Below are 15,232 nucleotides of genomic sequence, written 5' to 3' on the forward strand. Positions count from 1 at the left end.
ATGGCTGATTCTGATTACGATTACCTCATTGTTGGCCAGGGACTTGCGGGTACAACTCTTGCATTGCACTTACTTGATCAGGGTAAGAAAGTCCTTGTACTGGGAGATACTGCATTACCTTCTTCCTCCAAAGTCGCCGCGGGGATATTTAACCCTTTGACAGGCAAGAAGCTGGTTAAAACCTGGCTTGCCGACGATCTTTTTCCATACGCCCGGGATTTTTACACAAACCTTGAAAATAGGCTGAGTTGCAAGCTGCTTTATTCCGTCCCGATTTTCCGGCCATTCAGATCCATTGAGGAGCAGAATACGTACTTAGCCCAGACAGCCGACCCGGCAATTGCGCCTTACATTGCAACGGTTCAGGGTGCGGATTTGTCGGAGTATGTGGAATCGCCTTTTGGCGGTCTGGAAGTAACGCAGTCGGGGTGGGTGGATTTGCCTTTGTTGCTGGATAGGAGCAAGGCTTATTTTCAGGAAGTTGGGTGTTACCAGGAGGCTAGCTTTAATGCGGCCGATATTCAGGTTGATACTCTCTTTGTTAGTTGGAATAATCTGACTTTCAATAAGGTAGTTTTTTGTCAGGGTTTTTTTGGAAATGATAATCCTTATTTCAGCTGGCTGCCATTTGCACCTGTAAAGGGGCAGATACTTGATGTAGCAACCGATGTTGCATTGCCGGATTATATTGTAAACCAGGGAATATTCATGCTGCCAACAGGTGAGAATGTGATGCGGGTAGGGGCGACTTACTCCTGGGACCCGCTCGATTGGGAACCCACTGCGGCCGCAGAAAACGAGCTGAAAGAAAAGCTGGATGCATTGATCAAAATACCTTACCGCATTCAATCTGCTGCTGCTGGTGTTCGGCCTTCCGTGAAGGACCGGCGGCCGCTGGTCGGCATTCATCCGGAGTATGGTAACGTTTGTATTTTCAATGGCTTAGGTACCAAAGGAGTAACACTTGCGCCTTTTTTCGCAAATCAGCTCACCGGGCACCTTGAAAACGGCAAAGAATTGAATCCCTTAGTTAATATTAAAAGGTATTTTTCGTTATATTTCCGTTGAAGACAGCCCAAGTATTATGAGCATTAGAAATATATACAAACTAACTTTCTCGGTCGGATTAATAGCGGTTTTAGGAGTATTTACGCAAACACACGCGCAGCGCTATCCTTCTCAGGAAACTTTCGGAAAGAACAGGGTTCAGTTCAAGAAGTTCAACTGGAAGATTTTCAAAACCACCAATTTCGAAATTTACCACTACCAGGGCGGCACCAATCTCGCCCGCCTTACGGCCCAGTATGCTGAAAGTGAGTTTGATAAAATCACGGACATACTTGGCTGGACTCCCTACAACCGCGTTAAAATCTTCCTTTACAACTCGCCTGCCGAGCTCGAACAGAGTAATATGGGCTTGTCTACACTCGACAACCTGAACGAGCAGAAGCTGGACCTTTCGCAGTCGCGGGTAGAAGTTGCTTACACGGGTGATCAGGTAGGTTTCCGCAAGAAACTGGTGAAAGATATCAGCTTGCTGTTTGTGTATGATATGCTTTACGGCGGCAATATGAAAGAGGCGCTGCAAAGCTCGCTTTTGCTGACGCTCCCTGAATGGTTTATGTCGGGTACTGCTGCTTACATTGCCGACGGCTGGTCTCCCGAGCTAAACGATTACATGCGGGATTTCTTCAAAAACAGGAATGTAAGAAAGCCGACTTTGATGACCGGAAACGATGCAACACTGATCGGTCAGTCCATCTGGAATTACATTGCCGAACGTTACGGGAAAGATAAAATTTCGGATATCCTTAATCTGACGCGCATTATCCGTACGGAACAGACAAGTATTACGAGTACTTTGGGTGTACCATCTTACAACCGCTTCCTACGCGACTGGCGCGCCTACTACCTCAATCAGAATAAAAACGCAGAACAGTTCTACGCCGAGCCAAGTCCATCCTGGAAGTACAAGCTCAATGAATTCAATGTTTCGGATGCGACAGCTGTTATCAAAATTTCGCCTGACAACAAATTCACTGCTGTCAGCGAGATCAAAAATGGCAGGTACCGGGTGTATCTATTTGATAGTGAAACGCGCTCAAAGAAGATTATCCGTCAGGGAAAACTGGATCTGATCGGTGGAAGAGCTAAAACGCAGCCGCCGCTTCTGGCGTGGTTCAGGAACAATCAGCTGGCTGTTCTTGCCTCTGAAAATGAGCGTAAGAACCTGTACGTGTATGAAAAGCTGGGCACTAAAAAAGTGAAGATCAAGCTGAGGAGAAACATCAGAGGTCTTGATCAGATCATGGATATGGACATTTCTCACGATGGTACCATGCTGGCTGTGAGTGCGGATAAGGGTGGACAAAACGATCTATTCCTGATCAGCGTGGCGCGTGCTTCGCCGCTCGCATTGACCAATGACCTTTATGATGATCTCTCGCCACGGTTTATCCAGGGCTCTTCACGTAAAGTGGTATTTTCATCAAACCGCCCGGTTGATTCGGTAGGAACTGCTGATAAAGGAAGCTACAAATCGATCTCAACTTCCTACACCATCTTCGAGCACGACGGTACACCCAAGTCGGCCAATATGGTGAAGCTGGTGCAGGGCGACGGGAAATCGAAGTTAATGCCCGTATATGCTGACGCAAATGACCTGGTTTACCTGTCAAATGGAAAAGGGGTTAACAATCTTTTCAAATACAACAGAGCATCGTCTTCCATTTCGCAGCTAACTAACCATATTCAGAATATCCGCAATGCAGATATCAATTTGAAATCGGGAGGTGCATTGGCTTACACCTATCTGAATGAAGGGTATTATGTAGCTGCTTACAAGAATGCATTTGATCTTAATAACACAATAAATACCCCCGCACTCACGGGCTCTGCCGGACAAGTTAGTGCGGCGAATGCAGGCGCAAAGGCAGATTCTGTGAAGGCAGCCGCGCAACAGGCGACCCAGGCGCCGAAGCTTTCATTGAAAGAAGGAGAGGTTGATACGGACAATTATGAGTTTGACGAAGATGTTTTGAAAGCATTTGAGTCAAAACGAAACAGAGGTACATTCCCGACAACGCCGAGCGCACTTACGCGGACGAGAGCCACGCGTGAGAATATTGCTATCAAAGGTCCGACTTCCTATAAAGGATTGTTCATCACCAACGATGCCAATTCTGACTGGCGTATTGATCCGATCCGTGGTTTTGGATTTGCACAATCGATTTCAATGAATGATCTGCTCGAAAATCATGTGATCAAAGCAGGATTATTCATTTCCTCAAATTTCAGGAACAGTGATTTGTTTGCTGAATACTCCAACAATACTTACCGCATTGATTTCGGTGTCAGATTTGACAGAAAAAACCTTTATATCGATACCGAAGGCGCGCCACAGAAATACCGTTTCAACCAGCTGATGTTTACAGCTTCGTACCCATTCTCCACGACGAGCCGCTTCTCTGTCTCGCCTATGTATACTTCGACCCGCATGATCGATGTGTATATTCTGCCAAATCCGGATCTCGCATCGAGTTACGGGGGATTGCGCAGCGAGTATGTGTTCGATAATACGCGGGTGAACGGGATGAACATGATGGAGGGAACGCGTTTCAAGGTGCGTTATGACATGCAACAGGGACTTACCAATGGAAACGAGAGCTTCAACCGGGTGAGTCTTGATTTCAGGCATTATCAGAAATTGCACCGTGACCTGATCCTGGCAGTAAGAGCAGCGGCAAGCCACTCCGGCGGTCGCGCACCTAAGCAGAATATATTAGGCGGAATGGAAAACTGGATCGGGAATAAGAAAGAAACCCGGACTGGTGATAACCCATTGAATTTCCAAAAGGATAACAGAGATATCTTCTTTGCAGACTTCGCTACCAACCTGCGCGGCTTCAATTTGAACCGTCTCTCGGGAACCAGCTATATGCTTGTAAATGCGGAGTTACGCATTCCTTTGGTAAAATATCTTTACCGCGGAGCAATCACATCCAGCTTCCTGAGGAATTTCCAGATCGTTGGTTTCGGGGATATCGGAACAGCCTGGACCGGAAAAGGGCCGTTTAGTGAAAATAACAGCTTGAACACGCAAATCATCGGTACCGAAGACGATCCCTTCCGCGCAACAGTTACCAATTACAAAAATCCTTACTTAATGGGGTATGGAATGGGCGTCAGAACAACTTTGTTCGGCTTTTATGCCAAGTTTGACTATGCCTGGGGTGTTGACAACGGCTATACCGGAAAGGCAGTACCTTATGTAACACTGGGTTATGATTTTTAAGAAAAATTTCAAGTATAAAGTCTGATTACAGACGTTATTAAGATGGCAGGAGAGCGACTCTTCTGCCATTTTTAGTATCTGAGAAGCATTAATTACAAAAAGCTGTCAACATGAACACACATTACGGAATGAAGAAAATGATTTTATCTGCCCTGCTCGTGGCGGGAATATATCAGTCTGCATCTGCGCAGAGAGAAGTACTTTATGAGCAGTATCTGCAAAATCCAATGTCGGTCAATCCGGGATTTACAGGTGTTCGTGAAGACTTTAATATGACCGCCATGTTCCGGAGGAAGTGGTTTAATATCCGCAATTCGCCGTCCAGCCAGACCTTTGCGGCTGACGGTACGATAGCAAACGGGAAATTCGGGATAGGTTTTCAGGCATTGAATGACCAGACCAGCTATTTTACAACCACCGGATTTACGGGATCCTTTGCTTATCACCTTGGAGTTTCGGATAACTGGAAACTTGGATTAGGCGCTCAGGGTGGCATTAATGTATTGCCGGTAATGGATCAAAGTGGTTACGGCGGCAACAACAGAGCCGTGGGTTCGTTTGGAATAGGAGCGTGGCTGCGTTCAGACAAGCTGTATTTCGGTATTTCTAAACCGGAGCTGCTGGAAGGGAATTTTGGAAATCAGCCGCTGGCTGCGGTATACCGACGACCATTGTATATCACGGCGGGAGGCAGCTACGAACTAGGTGACGAACTGATGCTATTGCCTCATGTTTTGTTTGTACAGGAGAAAGACCGGAAGCTCAGGTTCGATTTTGGTACACGGTTGTGGGTAAGTGAAAAAGTAGGGATAGGCGCCTCTTACCGGACCGGCGGAGGATATACGGCGTTCTCTTCGAAAGTAGATTATCTCCAATTATCGGCCGAAGTACAGGTGGGCAGAAATGTGCGGCTGGGGTATTTTTACAGTACCCGTACAGCAGAGCAGATTTATGCTTCCTACACGGGTCCAAAGGGGATTCACGAACTTATGCTGAAATTCGTTCCGAATCCCAAAGGATTTCATAAGTATTAAAAATAACGCAGTAGAAATGTTTTTCAACCCAGTTAAAAGGAGATTTTATTCGTAATCTTTACATAAGTCTCGTACCTTTGTGCCATAAATGAAATAATCACTTTTGTGATGGATAAATACACTTACATAGCAAATTCCGACGCCGCTTACATAGAGGAATTGTACAATTCCTACAAGCAAGACGCCACCTCAGTTGATGAAGGATGGCAGAAGTTTTTCGAAGGATTCGACTTCTATCAAAAATATCCCGTCAATGGTAACGGGCACACAAACGGGGCAGCCGCCGGTAAGGAAGCTGCCACAGTCGGGAAGTCAGATCCCGGCCGTATCCGCAAAGAAATGGAGGTTGTCCATTTGATCCGCGGATACCGTTCACGTGGCCACTTAATGGCGACCACAAACCCTATTCAGAAGAGAAAAGACCGTCGTCCACAACTTGATATCTCCGATTTCAACCTCGGTCTGGAAGATCTGGACACCGTTTTTGAAGCCGGAGTTGAAGTTTTTGGCCGGCCTGCATCTTTAAGAGAAATCGTAGAATCGCTTAAAACGATCTATACAAGAAACATCGGTTTCGAATATCTCTACATTCGTGACCGGGAACAAAAGAGCTGGCTTCGCAAAAAAATCGAGAAAGAAGCATTGAATATGGATTTCTCAATAGATGAGAAAAAGCATATTCTCTCGAAGCTGAACGAAGCCGTTGTTTTTGAAAACTTCCTTCATACCAAGTATCTGGGACAGAAACGTTTTTCACTGGAAGGTGGAGAAACGACTATTCCTGCTCTGGACGCGATGATCAACAAAGCCGCTGAAATGGGCGTTGTGGAAGTGATGATCGGAATGGCGCACCGCGGTCGTTTGAACGTGCTTGCCAACGTTATGCAAAAGACTTACGGACAGATTTTTAACGAGTTCGAAGGGAATTTGCCGGATCAGGTTTGGGGAGATGGTGATGTGAAATACCACATGGGTTTCGCAAGCCAGATCACTACCAAAGACGGCCACAAAGTACACATGAAGCTGGCACCTAACCCTTCCCACCTGGAAGCGGTTAACCCGGTCGTGGAAGGTTATATCCGCGCCCGTGCTGACGGGATGTACGACAGCGACTACGATCGCGTACTGCCTGTGCTGATCCACGGGGATGCAGCTGTCGCAGGTCAGGGTATCGTTTACGAAGTAACCCAGATGTCGGCACTGAATGGTTATTACACAGGAGGTACCATTCACTTCGTGATCAACAACCAGGTTGGTTTTACTACTGACTTTATTGACGCAAGATCCAGTATCTATTGTACGGACATCGCCAAAATCGTGGACGCTCCCGTGTTACACGTGAATGGGGATGATCCTGAGGCGGTCGTGTTCTGTATGCGCCTGGCTGTGGAATATCGCCAGAAGTTCAATAAGGATATCTTTATCGATATGGTTTGCTATCGTCGTCACGGACACAACGAGGCAGACGAACCGAAGTTTACACAACCGGTTTTATACAAATCGATCGAAACGCACCAGAACCCAAGAGAGATTTATCAGAAGACGCTTGCGGATCGCGGTGATGTAGACGCGCAGCTGGCTGCGAATATGGACAAAGAGTTCAAGCAGCTGTTGCAGGAGCGTTTGGATATGGTGAAGCAAAAAGCATTGCCTTATACCTTGCCAAAGCTGGAACAGGAGTGGCATACATTGCGTAAGTCTAAACCGGAAGATTTTGAAAAATCTCCTGAAACAGGCGTGCCGCTTGATATTCTTGAAAAAATCGGAAAGGCGCTGATCTCAACGCCTGAGAATTTTAACAGACTGAAACAGATCGACAAGCTGCTCAAAGACCGTGAGCAGATGATTTTTGATAAAAAAGAAGTGAACTGGGCTACTGCCGAATTGCTTGCTTACGGTTCTATCCTTACAGAAGGAAACATCGTAAGGTTGAGCGGGCAGGATGTGCAGCGCGGTACTTTCTCACACCGTCACGCAGTGCTTCGCGATGTGGAAACCAATGCAGCTTACAACAGTTTGCAGCATATCCAGGAGGGTCAGGGTCAGTTTATGATCTATAACTCGCTGCTTTCCGAATATGGCGTACTTGGGTTTGAGTTCGGTTATTCAATGGCCAACCCGAATGCACTTGTTATCTGGGAAGCGCAGTTTGGTGACTTTGCCAACGGTACACAGGTGATCATCGATCAGTTTGTGACGTCAAGCGAAACCAAATGGGATCGCTGGACAGGTCTGGTGATGTTGTTACCTCACGGTTATGAGGGACAAGGACCGGAACACTCAAACGCACGCCCGGAGAGATACTTACAACTTTCGGCTAACTACAATATTATAGTGGCCAATGTGACAACACCGGCTAACTTCTTCCATTTGCTGCGCCGTCAGTTGAAATTCCCATTCAGGAAGCCGCTGATCGTTATGTCGCCAAAATCAATGCTGCGTCACCCGCTTTGTGTTTCTCCGATTGACAGTCTTGTTAGCGGTTCATTCCAGGAGACGATCGGTGACACTTATGCTGATCCGAAAAAGGTGAAGAAAGTGCTTCTGTGTACTGGAAAGCTGTATTATGAACTTTATGAAAAACAGCAGGCAGAGAAGAGGGACGATGTAGCGATTATTCGTCTTGAACAAATGCATCCGTTCCCGCAAACACAGATCGACGCGCATTTGAACCAGTATCCTGATGCAAAAGTATATTGGGTACAGGAAGAACCTTTCAATATGGGTGGCTGGACATTTATGCTGCGTATGTACAAGGGCGCGAAACCATTGCAGGTAATTGCCCGTGAGTCAAGCGCATCACCGTCAACCGGTTTTGCCAAGATCCACGCGAAAGAGCAGGCGGAAATTATCAGAAGAGCTTTTGAATGATTGTTCCTATAAATTAAGACTTAATTCGACAACAAGATTGCAGATAAAATGGCTGAAATTGAAATAAAAGTACCGCCCGTTGGCGAGTCTATTACCGAGGTTACGATAGGAAATTGGTTCAAAAATGATGGGGACTTTGTGAAAATGGATGAGGTCATTTGTGGACTAGACTCAGATAAAGCAACTTTTGAGCTAACCGCAGAGGCAGAAGGTACCTTGCATATCAAAGCGCAGGAAGGGGATACACTCAACATCGGCGACCTGATCGCGACGATTGATTCCGCGGCAAACGGCGCTTCACAAGCACCTGCGGCTAAACCGGAAGCAGCGGCGCCCGCGGCGTCTGCGCCGGAAGAGCCAGCGGCCGAAAAAATGGAAGACAAGGCAGCTGAACCTGCTGCTGTTGCGGCAGCGCCTGCAACAAACGGTGCTTCAAAAGTGTACGAAATGAAAGTGCCGACAGTAGGAGAGTCTATCACTGAGGTTACCATTGCTTCATGGAGTAAAAAAGATGGTGACCACGTTGAGCTGGACGAAATTCTTTGCGAACTGGAATCTGACAAAGCTACATTCGAGTTACCGGCCGAAGCTGCGGGAACACTCAGGATCGTTGGTCAGGAAGGAGATACACTGGCTATCGGTGCGGTGATTTGCACGATCGAACAAGGTGCAGGCGCTCCTGCTCAGGCGCAGCAGCAATCTGCACCTGCACAGACCAGCGCACCTGCTGAAAAAGGATACAGCGAAAAACATGCATCGCCTGTAGCAGCCAAGATACTTGCGGAAAAAGGCATTGATCCAAAGGACGTAAACGGATCAGGTTCAGGCGGCAGGATCATGAAAGATGATGCATTGAAAGCGGGCAAGCCTGCTTCGGCCCCTCAGGCTGCCAGTGCATCTGCTTCAAAACCAGCCTCTGCTCCTGTGGCAGCAGCTCCTGCCGGAGCGCGTTCGCAGCGTCGCGAAAAAATGTCTTCGCTTCGCAAGACTATCGCACGCCGCCTGGTAGCAGTGAAAAACGAGACCGCTATGCTCACCACTTTCAACGAAGTGGATATGAAGCCGGTAATGGATCTGCGGAACAAGTTCAAAGATAAGTTTAAGGAGAAGCACGAAGTTGGACTAGGCTTTATGTCGTTCTTCGTGAAAGCGGTAACTGTTGCATTGAAGGATTTCCCTGTTGTTAATGCTTCTATCGACGGTGACGAGCTGGTATATAATGACTTTGCTGACATTTCAGTTGCGGTATCTACGCCACGCGGATTGGTAGTACCTGTGATCCGCAATGCAGAAACACTTTCTTTCGCAGCGATTGAGAAGGAAATCGTTCGCCTGGCAGTACGTGCCCGCGATGGTAAACTTGGAATGGACGAGATGTCAGGTGGGACGTTCACGATCACCAATGGTGGAACGTTCGGTTCAATGATGTCGACACCGATCATCAATGCGCCTCAATCTGCTATCCTCGGAATGCACAACATTGTTGAGCGTGCCGTAGTGGTGGATGGACAAATTGTAGTTCGCCCGATTATGTATGTTGCACTTTCATACGATCACCGTACGATTGACGGAAAAGATTCTGTGAGCTTCCTGGTGAGAGTAAAACAGCTTTTGGAAGACCCAATGCGTTTGTTGCTGGATATGTAGTTGCCAGCAATAACGAATATTAGAATGCCCGGCTTTTGGAACTGATCCAAAAGGTCGGGCATTTTTATTTATCTTGTTATCAAAAACCATGTATATGATAACAAAGCTACTCCTCTTGGTGTCAATGCTTTTACTCGTGCAGTTGAGCGTGTTTGCCCAGGGGGAATATCCTAAGATCAATCGTTTGCTCGGGAAATATAAAGCAGAAAAGAAGTTTTTGAACACGGAGCAGGTAGGTTATTGGCTTGGAATTGCAGACCCTGTCGCGCATCAGAAGTTTGTAAGTGGTCAAAGGACTATCAGAAAAGGAGGCATCGTTGCAGTTACTGGTGGGAGTATTGCCCTTGTAGGTGCAGCAATTGCATCGGTAGAAGGAATGGGCACGCTGATTACATTGGGCGCGCACGAAGCATCTCTGACCGGACCTATCATTCTGCTGACAGGCAGTGCAATCGCTGTTCCCGGATTTGTGGTGATGATAGTCGGGAAGAGTAGGAAAAACAGGGCTGTGCAACAGTATAACGAAACGATTAGCCAGCGCAAAACCAGCGCCTACTTTTATCAAAACCTTTCACCGGGCCGCATTGCGATAGGTTTGAGATTTTAGTGTTACTTCAATTTTTCATTCGCCTTGTGCCGGTCTTTGTCCCGCTCGGTTTTCTTGGCGATATTCTTTTCCAAAGCTTCCGTCAGATTGATGCCTGTTTGATTGGCAATGCAAATCAGGACCCAAAGTACATCGGCCATTTCATCGCCGAGGTCTTTTCCCAAATCGCTTTTCTTAAAAGACTGATCGCCATAGGTACGCGCCATAATCCGCGCCATTTCACCTACTTCCTCAGTCAGAATTGTCATATTGGTCAATTCCGAAAAATAACGGACCCCGTAAGTTTTGATCCACTTATCGACATCGTCCTGGGCTTGTTGAATGGTCATGTTTTCAATTTTGAATGATTGATTTTTTGGAGGAAAGGGAGGACGGAGGATGGAGGATGGAGGAAGTAAAATGTGCTACTAATAAACTTATAAACTCATATACTCATAAACTCTAAACTCATAAACTCCCTTTCCTCCCTTTCCTCCCTTTCCTCCTTCCTCCCTTTCCTCCTCAATTCTTATTCTTAGAATCAATAACAATCGTCACCGGGCCGTCGTTTAGCAGGTCTACTTTCATATCTGCTCCGAATTGGCCGGTTTGGATTGGTTTACCGGTTTCTGCTTCCAGGAACCGGATCATCTTTTCGTACAATGGAATTGCGATATCTGGCTTCGCAGCTTCGATAAATGAGGGGCGGTTGCCTTTTTTGGTACTTGCGTGCAGCGTAAATTGACTGATCAGCAGAATATCTCCTCCCACAGCTTGTAAATCAAGGTTCATTTTACCTTCTGCATCGTTGAAAACGCGTAGTCCCACAATCTTTTTACCCAACCACTGAATATCTTCATCAGTATCCAGGTGAGTAACTCCAAGTAAAACAAGGAAGCCCGTTCTGATCTCTCCATTTACTTTCCCGTCAATCGTAACGGAAGCGCGGCTCACCCGCTGTATCACTGCAATCATAAATGCATGCTCTGATTAGATTCCAAAAATAAGCCGGATAACGCTCGATTTGCGTGTTCAATCTTAAAAATACGGGAAACTCGGTGAGCAGTTGTAAATTGTATCCGCAATCGCAGGATAATACGACCTGCAACTATACCCGATGAAAGAAGAGAGAATTTCAGTTTTCGATATTTTTAAAATTGGTATCGGACCGTCCAGTTCACACACGCTTGGTCCGTGGCGTGCAGCGCAGCAGTTCCTGGATGTTGTGAAATCCCGTGGCAAGCTCGATCAGGTGCGCGCCGTTTACGTGCATTTGTACGGATCTTTGGCAAAAACCGGAAAAGGTCACGGTACCGATATTGCAGTGATCCTCGGCCTGAGCGGCTATGATCCGGTTTCCATTGAAACCCGCGCGATTGATCAGATCCTCGCCGACATTGCAACCCAGGAAACTACCTTGCTTCGTGGTGAAATGGAGATCCGCTTTTCCCCCAAAGAGCATGTGGTATTTCACAAAACAGAGTCGCTGCCGTTCCATCCGAATGGTGTTACATTCATAGCTGATTGTGTTGACAGTACATTGGAGGAAACTTACTATTCGATTGGTGGTGGATTTGTAATTCAGGAAGGGGAGGACAAAGGAGGGGGCACAACTCTCATAACGCTCCCATTCCCGATAGATTATGCATCCGATTTGCTGAAATGGCACAAACTGTCAGGCAAGCAGATCTGGGAGATCGTTTTGGAAAATGAAAAAGCGTGGCGCGACGAGGCTGTAATCCGTCAGGATCTGATGCAGATCTGGCGGGTCATGCAGGATAGTATTTTTCACGGCTGTCAGGCAGCGGGAGAGTTGCCAGGCGGCTTGCACGTCCGAAGAAGAGCGGCTGCATTAAACCGGAAGTTACTGAGAGAGCAGGATTGTGCAGGCTGTGCAGACTGGATTGAAAAAATCAGAGCTGGCGGGGCCGGATTCAATTATACATTAGACTGGGTAAGTTGCTTCGCACTCGCCGTTAATGAAGAGAATGCATCGTACAGCAGGGTGGTTACCGCGCCTACAAACGGTGCAGCCGGTGTAATTCCGGCTGTGATCCAGTTTTATATTACCTTTTGCGGCGGTACCGAAGAGGATATTTTCAAGTTTCTCCTGACCGCCGGCGAGATCGGAAGTATCTTCAAGAAAGGCGCGACGATTTCTGCTGCAATGGGCGGCTGCCAGGCTGAAATCGGCGTGTCGTCGGCGATGGCCGCGGCCGGATTGGCGCAGGTATCGGGCGGTACTGTTGAACAATGTTTAATGGCTGCGGAAATTGCAATGGAACATCACCTCGGACTAACCTGTGATCCTGTGGGCGGACTGGTGCAAATTCCATGTATTGAACGTAATACAATGGGCGCAATCAAGGCAATCACTGCGTCACAGCTTGCGCTGCAAAGTAATCCTGAAAACGCGAAAGTATCACTTGATAATGTGGTGCACACCATGTGGCAAACGGCATTGGATATGAACCACCGCTACAAGGAAACGTCGGAAGGGGGCTTGGCAGTGAATATCCCGATCAGTCTGAGTGAATGCTGAGGCTATAAGTTCAGCAACAGGTGGGCCAGTCCGAAATACACGCCGTAACCAATCAGATCATTCGCAGTTGTGATAAATGGGCCCGAAGCGACAGCCGGGTTAATCCCGATTTTTTCCAGCAAAATAGGTGTGATCGTTCCCATGAATGATGCGAGAAATACGACGGACATTAAAGCCGTCGAAACCACCATTGCAAGCTGAATATCATTGCCGATCAGCAGATTGAATCCGAAAACAATGGCGCTGATGATGAGCCCGTTGATAAATGCTACTGCGAACATCCGGATCAGACGCTGACCTACGGTGGTGTCCAAACCCGTTTTATCGGCCAGACTTTGCAAGATAATGGAAGAAGTTTGAATGCCCACGTTCCCGCCGGTTGAACCGATAATAGGAATGAACGCAGCCATCGCAGGAATGATTTTCAAGTCTCCCTCGAAAAAGCTGATGAATTTGGCGGCGAGAATTCCACCCATCATACCTACCAGCAGCCAGGGCAGGCGCGCTTTGGTTTGCTGCCAGATCGTATCATCCTCCTCCACATCGCCCGTGATACCTGCCATAGCAAGTGTATCCGAACTGGCCAGATCCGTGATTACGTCGATCACGTCATCAATGGTAATGCGGCCCAGGAGTTTGCCCTGCACATTTACAACAGGCAATGCATCGAGGTCATAGCGCTGCATAAGCTCTGCCACTTCGACGGCCGGACGATAGGTTTCTACAAAAATCACATCCTTATCGTACAGACTTTCAATGCGTGTGTTTTTGTGTGCCAGAACGATCTTTTTCAGCGACAGTATCCCGTGCAGCTTGCCGAAATCATCCACCACATATACGGCGTACACTTTTCCAACATCTTCTGCCTGCTTCCTGAGTTCTTCGATGCATTCGTTAACGGTCCAGTTTACGTTGGCTTTCACCAGCTCTTTCTGCATCAAACCACCGGCAACATCTTCATCATAATGCAACAGGTCAAGGATAAAACGCGCTTGTTCTCGGTCTTCGAGCAATGCAATTACCTCTTCCCGCACGCGGATCGGCTGTTCGTTCAGCAAATCCACAGCGTCATCGGAATCAAACAAATTGACAAAACATGATATTTCCTCCGAGGTAAATGCTTTCAGGAATTCCCGCCTTTCACTCGGGTCCATATCCGCGAGAATGGCGGCGCCTGTTTCCGGGTTCAGCTGACTGATAAGGTATTTGGCACTTTCCGTTTCCAGCTCATAAAGCAAGCTCGTAATATCCGCCGCAAATACATTCTCCATCTCCGACCGGATAGCCGCAGCGTCTTCTTTTGCAATTAATTCCTGTATATGGTCAACGTAGAGTTGGGTCAGCTCGAAAGTCATTTTTGAACAGCTTTTGGCGATTGGCTTTTAGCTACCAGTTGTTAGCTTTTAGCTTACAATTTGTGTTTATCGGACAGCCCCATTATGCGGGGAGGTTTTCTGCCAACCTGGTGAGCTCGACAAAATCATGGACGCTGAGTTGTTCCGCTCTTTTGTCCAGTAAAGGATGTTCCGGAAAGATCCCGATCGGCTTCAATGCATTACGCAGCGTCTTCCGTCTTTGGTTAAAGCCCGTTTTAACAACGGTGAAAAACTTCTTCTCGTCACAATCCAGCTTTTGAACACTGTTCCGCCTCAATCTGATGACGCCGGATTGCACTTTTGGCGGAGGGTCAAACGCGCCGGGAGGAACGGATACGAGGTAATCGATATCGTAAAAAGCTTGTAAAAGCACGCTCAAAATGCCATAATCCTTGTTTCCGGGAGGTGAAGCAATGCGCATTGCCACTTCCTTTTGCAGCATGCAGACAATCTCGGGAATATGGTCCCGGATTTCCAATGCGCGGAAAAAGATCTGTGAAGAGATATTATAAGGGAAGTTTCCGATGATCGCGAAAGGCTCATTGAAATAGCTGACGGTATCAAACCTTAAAAAGTCACCGCCGATGATCCTTGCTGCAAGTTCAGGGTAGTGCTTTTCCAGGTAGGTTACTGATTCCCTGTCAATCTCGATAACGGAAGTAGTGAAATCAGTTTTCGGCAAGAGAAACTGGGTAAGTACGCCCATGCCCGGCCCGATCTCGAGAACCTGCTTATAGCTGCCGTGACCCGACAGTCCGTCGACAATGCGTTGCGCAATATTTAAGTCTTTCAGAAAGTGCTGGCCAAGGTGCTTTTTAGCTCTGACTCTCCCGTCATTTGGTTTTTTATAATTCGTTTTCACGAACCAAAATTACGTCTTAA

At 47.2% G+C, this 15,232-nt stretch carries 11 protein-coding genes; 7 read left to right on the forward strand and 4 right to left on the reverse strand.

Annotated elements, in window-relative coordinates; genetic code table 11:
* The 6 genes from ASG33_RS08985 (at position 1) to ASG33_RS09010 (ending at position 10,453) form a co-directional block, all read left to right on the forward strand.
* The gene (locus ASG33_RS08985) at positions 1-1,068 is read left to right on the forward strand and encodes an FAD-binding oxidoreductase (RefSeq protein ID WP_056282818.1); all 1,068 of its coding nucleotides are present in this window, start codon (positions 1-3) and stop codon (positions 1,066-1,068) included.
* Positions 1,069-1,084: 16 nt separating this feature from the next.
* Positions 1,085-4,294 (forward strand): hypothetical protein, encoded by a 3,210-nt coding sequence (locus tag ASG33_RS08990; RefSeq protein WP_056282821.1) that lies wholly within the window; start codon positions 1,085-1,087, stop codon positions 4,292-4,294.
* A gap of 110 nt (positions 4,295-4,404) precedes the next feature.
* Positions 4,405-5,328, forward strand: coding sequence for a PorP/SprF family type IX secretion system membrane protein (locus ASG33_RS08995; RefSeq protein WP_056282824.1), 924 nt, complete (start codon positions 4,405-4,407; stop codon positions 5,326-5,328).
* Positions 5,329-5,436: 108 nt separating this feature from the next.
* Positions 5,437-8,199 (forward strand): 2-oxoglutarate dehydrogenase E1 component, encoded by a 2,763-nt coding sequence (locus ASG33_RS09000; RefSeq protein WP_056282827.1) that lies wholly within the window; start codon positions 5,437-5,439, stop codon positions 8,197-8,199.
* A 48-nt stretch (positions 8,200-8,247) separates the two neighbouring features.
* Positions 8,248-9,846 (forward strand): 2-oxoglutarate dehydrogenase complex dihydrolipoyllysine-residue succinyltransferase, encoded by a 1,599-nt coding sequence (gene odhB, locus ASG33_RS09005; protein WP_056282830.1) that lies wholly within the window; start codon positions 8,248-8,250, stop codon positions 9,844-9,846.
* Positions 9,847-9,940: 94 nt separating this feature from the next.
* On the forward strand, positions 9,941-10,453 hold the full coding sequence (locus tag ASG33_RS09010; RefSeq protein WP_157474638.1) for a hypothetical protein: 513 nt from the start codon (positions 9,941-9,943) through the stop codon (positions 10,451-10,453).
* Positions 10,454-10,455: 2 nt separating this feature from the next.
* On the opposite strand, the gene ASG33_RS09015 is transcribed toward ASG33_RS09010, so the two are convergent.
* Complete coding sequence (locus ASG33_RS09015; protein ID WP_056282838.1) at positions 10,456-10,782, reverse strand: nucleotide pyrophosphohydrolase; 327 nt, start codon at positions 10,780-10,782, stop codon at positions 10,456-10,458.
* 172 nt (positions 10,783-10,954) lie between these two features.
* Entirely contained in the window at positions 10,955-11,407 is a 453-nt protein-coding gene (gene dtd / locus ASG33_RS09020; RefSeq protein ID WP_056282842.1) for a D-aminoacyl-tRNA deacylase, read from the reverse strand.
* Positions 11,408-11,549: 142 nt separating this feature from the next.
* On the opposite strand from dtd, the gene ASG33_RS09025 reads away from it, so the two are divergent.
* Positions 11,550-12,974 (forward strand): L-serine ammonia-lyase, encoded by a 1,425-nt coding sequence (locus ASG33_RS09025; protein WP_056282846.1) that lies wholly within the window; start codon positions 11,550-11,552, stop codon positions 12,972-12,974.
* Between the two features lie 2 nt (positions 12,975-12,976).
* Here the strand turns inward: ASG33_RS09025 and mgtE are convergent, their stop codons facing one another.
* Both mgtE and rsmA read right to left on the reverse strand, forming a co-directional pair.
* Entirely contained in the window at positions 12,977-14,329 is a 1,353-nt protein-coding gene (gene mgtE / locus ASG33_RS09030) for a magnesium transporter (protein WP_056282851.1), read from the reverse strand.
* An 82-nt stretch (positions 14,330-14,411) separates the two neighbouring features.
* Positions 14,412-15,212, reverse strand: a complete 801-nt coding sequence (gene rsmA / locus ASG33_RS09035; protein WP_056282855.1) for a 16S rRNA (adenine(1518)-N(6)/adenine(1519)-N(6))-dimethyltransferase RsmA — start codon at positions 15,210-15,212, stop codon at positions 14,412-14,414.
* Positions 15,213-15,232: the final 20 nt, after the last annotated feature.

The organism is Dyadobacter sp. Leaf189 (assembly GCF_001424405.1).
In the GTDB taxonomy this organism is placed as follows: domain Bacteria; phylum Bacteroidota; class Bacteroidia; order Cytophagales; family Spirosomataceae; genus Dyadobacter.

Bases quoted from the DNA above. Each gene is read 5' to 3' on its own strand.
- ASG33_RS09010 (WP_157474638.1), top strand. From the start codon at position 9,941: ATGATAACAAAGCTACTCCTCTTGGTGTCAATGCTTTTACTCGTGCAG.
- mgtE (WP_056282851.1), bottom strand. From the start codon at position 14,329: ATGACTTTCGAGCTGACCCAACTCTACGTTGACCATATACAGGAATTA.
- odhB (WP_056282830.1), top strand. From the start codon at position 8,248: ATGGCTGAAATTGAAATAAAAGTACCGCCCGTTGGCGAGTCTATTACC.
- ASG33_RS08990 (WP_056282821.1), top strand. From the start codon at position 1,085: ATGAGCATTAGAAATATATACAAACTAACTTTCTCGGTCGGATTAATA.
- ASG33_RS08995 (WP_056282824.1), top strand. From the start codon at position 4,405: ATGAACACACATTACGGAATGAAGAAAATGATTTTATCTGCCCTGCTC.
- ASG33_RS09000 (WP_056282827.1), top strand. From the start codon at position 5,437: ATGGATAAATACACTTACATAGCAAATTCCGACGCCGCTTACATAGAG.
- dtd (WP_056282842.1), bottom strand. From the start codon at position 11,407: ATGATTGCAGTGATACAGCGGGTGAGCCGCGCTTCCGTTACGATTGAC.
- ASG33_RS09025 (WP_056282846.1), top strand. From the start codon at position 11,550: ATGAAAGAAGAGAGAATTTCAGTTTTCGATATTTTTAAAATTGGTATC.
- ASG33_RS08985 (WP_056282818.1), top strand. From the start codon at position 1: ATGGCTGATTCTGATTACGATTACCTCATTGTTGGCCAGGGACTTGCG.
- ASG33_RS09015 (WP_056282838.1), bottom strand. From the start codon at position 10,782: ATGACCATTCAACAAGCCCAGGACGATGTCGATAAGTGGATCAAAACT.